This window comes from Streptomyces synnematoformans, assembly GCF_039531005.1.
In the GTDB taxonomy this organism is placed as follows: domain Bacteria; phylum Actinomycetota; class Actinomycetes; order Streptomycetales; family Streptomycetaceae; genus Streptomyces; species Streptomyces synnematoformans.
Genome location: NZ_BAAAPF010000543.1, coordinates 1 through 2,583 on the forward strand (window position 1 = coordinate 1; position 2,583 = coordinate 2,583).

At 77.1% G+C, this 2,583-nt stretch carries 2 protein-coding genes; one reads left to right on the forward strand and one right to left on the reverse strand.

Features of this window, described 5'->3' with window-relative positions:
- Positions 1 to 49 precede the first annotated feature (49 nt).
- A complete protein-coding gene (locus tag ABD317_RS35725; protein ID WP_344295999.1) occupies positions 50 to 1,066 on the reverse strand; it encodes a heme/hemin ABC transporter substrate-binding protein in 1,017 nt (338 codons plus the stop codon).
- 108 nt (positions 1,067 to 1,174) lie between these two features.
- Here ABD317_RS35725 and ABD317_RS35730 point away from each other — a divergent pair.
- The coding region (locus tag ABD317_RS35730; RefSeq protein WP_344296002.1) for an HtaA domain-containing protein at positions 1,175 to 2,583 on the forward strand (1,409 nt) is incomplete at its 3' end.

Genomic DNA, 2,583 nt, shown 5'->3' on the forward strand with positions numbered 1-2,583 from the left:
TCCCCGACCCCGATCCGGCCCCCGCCCGGCGGCAGTCGCGCCGACGACGTCATCGGTCCTCGCCCGGCGCGTGGATCTGCTCCACCAGGCTGCGCAGCACCGCGTCCGTGCGCGGCCCGTAGTTGAGCAGCACGCCGTCGTCGACCGACGCGATCCGCCGGTCCATCGCCGCCGGCGTCTGCGCGACGCCCGGCAGTTCGACGAGCCCGTCGACCCCGCCCACCGACTCCAGCCCCTTCGTCATCACCAGCAGCACGTCGGGCGCCGCCCGCGCCAGCGCCTCGCTCGTGATCGGCGTGAAGTCCTTGTCGAGACCGGACTCCTTGCCGGCGTCCACGCCGCCCGCCGCCTCGATCAGCGACGAGGCCCCGGAGCGTGCGCCGCCCAGCATGTACACGGACGCCGAGCCGCGCACGTACAGGAACGCCACCCGCGGCTTCTCGCCGCCGGACGGGATCTCGGCGCGGGCGGCCTCGATCCGCTCTCGAGCGCGCTCGCGCAGCTTCGCGCCCTCGTCGGCGACGCCGAGCGCGGCGGCCACCGCGTCGATGCGGCCGGCGACGTCGCCGAGGTCCCGCGCCGGGTCGAAGACGACGAGCGGCACGCCCGCGGCCCGTATCTGGTCGATCGCCTCCGCCGGCCCGGTGGTCTCCTCGGCCAGCACCACGTCCGGCTCCAGCGACAGCACGCTCTCCGCGGAGACGTCGTGCGCCCGGGTCACCACCGGCAGGTCGCTCGCCTGCTCGAAGGTGGCGGTGACGTCGCGGGCGACGACGCGGTCGCCGAGCCCGAGGGAGAAGACCAGCTCGGAGATCGAGCCGCTGAGCGGCACGATCCGGTCCGCCCCGGTGACGGTGACCTCGCGCCCGTCGGCGGACCGCACGGTCGCCGGCAGCCGGGGCACGGCCTCGTCGGTGATCGGGTCGACGCGGTCGGCCGGCGCCTCCCCGCGCGTACCGCCGCCGTCGCCGGAGTCGCCGCCGGAGCCGCAGCCGCAGCCGGCCAGTGCGATCGCCAGGGCGGCCGCGGCCGCAAGGGCGCGGGAGACACGGGTAGTTCGCGGCACCGGTTCCACCTTCGGCGTTCCAGAGGGCTCGCGGGGCCGGGGGCTTCCGACCCGCTCGGCGATAGCTTAGGTTAGCCTCACCTAAGAAACCAGATCGGGAGGGAACCCATGCTGCGGCGCCTGCGCGTCCTGGCCGCCACCTTGCTGCCGAGGGGCCGGCCCGGGCGCACCCGTCTCGTCGCCGCCGCCGCGGCCACGCTGCTCACCGGCACGTTCGTCGTGGGCGCCGGCGCCGCCGCGGCGGCGCCCGCGCAGGCGGCGGCGCGCACCGTCGACGGCGGCCGGCTGGACTGGGGGATCAAGGAGTCGTTCCTGACGTACCTCACCGGCCCCATCGCGCAGGGGGAGTGGACGCTGCTCGACGGCGCCGCCACCGGGTTCCGGTTCCACTCCGCCACCGGCTCGTACGACCCGGAGACCGGCGCGCTCACCGCCGCGTTCGGCGGCGGCGTGCACTTCACCGGGCACGAGGAGAACGGCACCCACCGCCTCGACATGACCCTGCGCGCCTTCACCGTCCGTATCGCCGACGGCCGCGGCACCCTGCACGCCGACGTCGCCAGCAGGGACCGCGAGACCGGCCGGATGTCCACCGCCGGCCAGGCCGCCCTGGCCGAACTCGACCTCGGCGGGCTCGACATGCGCGGCGCCGCCGGTCCCCTCGCCCTCGACGGCGTGCCCGCGACGCTGACCGCCGAGGGCGAGGAGGCCTTCGCCGGCTACTACCCGGCGGGCACCGCGCTCGACCCGGTCAGCCTGTCGGTCGACCTGCGTGCGCCGGCGGACGGCTCCGACGACGGCCCCGACCCCTCGGAGAAGCCGGCGGACGACGGCGGCGAGCGCCGGGCGGGCGGCGGGACGGCCGCGGCCCGCGGCGAGATCGTCGACGGCGCCGTCGACTGGGGCGTACGCCGCACCTTCCGCGACTACGTCACGGGCCCCGTCGCCCAGGGGAGCTGGCGGCTCGGCGGGGGCGCCGAGGACGGCGGGGCGCTGTTCCGCTTCGGCCCCGCGGAGGGGACGTACGACGCCCGGAAGCAGCGGCTCGACGCCGACTTTGCCGGCACCCTGCACTTCACCGGCGAACGGCTCGACCTCCGGCTGAGCGGCGTCTCGGTGACCGTCGCGAACGGCAGGGGCACCCTCGTCGCCGACGTCGCCGGCGACGGCGACACCGCCGCGGACACCCCGCTCGTCACCTTCCCGGTCGAACGGCTGCGGGCCAGGGACGGACTCGTCGCCGTCACCGAGGCGCCCGCGAAGCTCACCGCCCGGGGCGCGAAGGCCTTCGGCGGGCTCTACAAGGCCGGCACCGTCATGGACCCCCTCTCCGTCGCCGTCGCCCTGGACGCCGACGCGCGGCTCCCCGCCCTGCCCGACCTGGGCAGCGACCCGAGCCCGAGCGCGGAGCCGACCGCCCCGGCGACGAAGGCGCGCGCCGCGGACGAGCCGGAGCCGGCCGGCTCGTCGTCCTCGGCGCCCGCCGTGCCGCTGGGCGTGGGCGCGGCGGCGGTGCC